Below are 1,564 nucleotides of genomic sequence, written 5' to 3'. Positions count from 1 at the left end.
GTTGGGAATGGTCTGGTTCCAGATCGTGCCGCGGAACACGCCGCTGACCATGTCGGCCGCACCTGCCACCGCCAGGCACAGGAGACCCAGCGTCAGGCTGGGCGAGAAGCCCAGCGCCACGATGCCCAGCGCCCACACGGCCGCCGCGATGACCACCGCGCGGCCATGGCGCATGACCTTGCCGGTCCAGCCGCTGAAGAGGCCGATGACCAGCGCACCGACCGACATCGCCGACAGCAGCCAGCCCACGGTCTCGGTGCGCCCATCGGCCGCGGCCATGGCAGGGAACAGAGCCACCGGGAACGCGAAGGCCATCGCGACGATGTCCACGATGTAGGTTCCCATCAGTGCGGGCCGTGCCCACGCGAAGCGCAGGCCTTCGGCCAAGTCGGTGAGCAGATGGGGCCGTTCGCTCGGAGCCTCCACCGTGCCGACGGCCGCCCGCGGGATGCGAGAGATGAAGAACAGCGCCGCAAGAAAGGTGCAGAAGTCGAAGACATAGGCGCCTACCGCGCCCCAGCGTGCCAGCAGCAGCCCAGCCAGCGCCGGCCCGGCCACCATGCCGATCGTTCCGCGCACCGACGACAGCGCTGCGACGGCCGCGAACTCTTCGGGCCGCGCGAGCTTCTGTGTCAACGCTTCCAGCGCCGGGCGGTGGAAACCGCTGGCACCCTGCAGCACGGCCACGAGCGCGTAGATCGCCAGCACGCTGGGCGCTGCGGTCAATGCGTTGGCCAGCAGGCCCGCCAGGCACAGGGCCATCAGCGCCTCCGACGCGATCAGCAGGCGCTTGCGGTCCACGCGGTCCGCCACCGCGCCGCCCAGAAGCCCGCAGGCGACAACCGGCACGAGTTGCACGAGGCCCAGCAGGCCGACCTGGGCGTTGGAATGCGTCAGCTCGTACAGCTGCCAGGGCACGGCCACATAGCTGACCATGGTGCCCAGACCCGAGATGAACTGGCTGGCGAAAAGATGGCGGAAGGCGGTGTTGCGGCGCAGGGGCCCGATGTCAAGAAGCATGCAGAGTTGTCAAATGAGGCCAGATGTCGAGGCGAGCAGGAGCGGGCTGTGAAGTCACACTGCAGGCAGGCCGTGGTGTCACGGGCGATTCGGTCGGCTGTGCGCTGATCTGCGGTGTGGCGGGCTGCCGTCGGCCGTGGCAGCATTGCAGCACATGGACTCATTCTCCACTCAACCCTATGCACTCCAGATCTCACGGCAAAGTTCTCTTCAAGTTGCTCGGTGCATTCGCAGCACTTGTCTTCATCGGCTATGGGTTGAAGGATYGCTCGGAAGTCACGAGCATTCAGAAGCGCGGGAAGACCGCAACGGTTGAGCCGATTGGAAAGTACACCGAGTTCAAGCAGAGCGGCTCCTCCACGTACACAGCCGAGTTTCATTTCAAGACGGAAGATGGTCGCGACGTCACGCAGAAGCATTCCTTTCCAGAGGAGGTGCTCGCTGACTTCAAGGCCGGGAAGCCCGTGCAGATCGTCTACCTCGCAAATGATCCGAGCACTTTCGTGTTTGCCAGCGAAAAGCCGGGATGGACTCTCGTCGTCGT

General features: G+C 65.4%; 2 protein-coding genes. One reads left to right on the top strand and one right to left on the bottom strand.

Annotated elements, in window-relative coordinates; translation table 11 throughout:
* A partial coding sequence (locus AC1D15_RS31460; RefSeq protein WP_477829129.1) for an MFS transporter occupies positions 1-1,020 on the bottom strand: 1,020 nt, incomplete at its 3' end.
* A gap of 179 nt (positions 1,021-1,199) precedes the next feature.
* Here AC1D15_RS31460 and AC1D15_RS31455 point away from each other — a divergent pair.
* Positions 1,200-1,564 (top strand): hypothetical protein (locus tag AC1D15_RS31455; RefSeq protein ID WP_477829128.1); only part of this gene is annotated, 365 nt, incomplete at its 3' end.

It is taken from the genome of Rhizobacter sp. P2_H2 (genome assembly GCF_056403375.1).
Note: the sequence above shows the minus strand (reverse complement) of the source record. Positions and strands in the feature narration are given on the sequence as shown.